Source organism: Paenibacillus sp. 1-18 (assembly GCF_000520755.1).
GTDB classification, from domain to species: domain Bacteria; phylum Bacillota; class Bacilli; order Paenibacillales; family Paenibacillaceae; genus Paenibacillus; species Paenibacillus brasilensis.
Map to the genome: position 1 here is coordinate 1 of NZ_ASSB01000234.1, position 506 is coordinate 506.

A 506-nucleotide genomic window follows, 5' to 3' on the forward strand; every position below is an offset into this window, starting at 1 on the left:
AACGTGGGTGGAAGCGAAGCTGGCGCAAATTTGGCAGGATGTACTGGGCTTGGCGCAGGTCGGCGTGAAGGAAAACTTCTTCGAGATTGGCGGACATTCACTGCGGGCGACGACGCTGGCCTCGAAGATTCACAAGGAGCTGAACAAGCCGCTTCCATTGCGTAATATTTTTGAAGCGCCAACGATTGAACAGCTGGCAGCGGTCATTGAAAGTCTGGATCAAGTGGCGTATGCGTCGATTCCGGTGACGGAAGCTCGTGCCTTTTATCCGCTATCCTCGGCGCAAAAACGACTGTATGTGCTGCATCAATTTGACCCGAATGATGTGAACTACAACATGCCGTCGGTGCTGCAAGTGAGCGGTCCGCTGGATGTGAAACGAGTAGAGGACGTGTTCCGTCAATTGATTGCTCGCCATGCAACCTTGCGTACCCGCTTTAAGCTGGTGGACAGTGAGCCGATGCAATGGATTGAGGACACCGTGCCGTTCGAGGTGGAATATACGA

Annotated in this window: 1 protein-coding gene; it reads left to right on the forward strand. The window is 53.4% G+C overall.

The features are described from left to right. Positions 1 to 506: condensation domain-containing protein (locus L693_RS28135; RefSeq protein WP_155983833.1), on the forward strand; the 506-nt coding region annotated here is incomplete at both ends.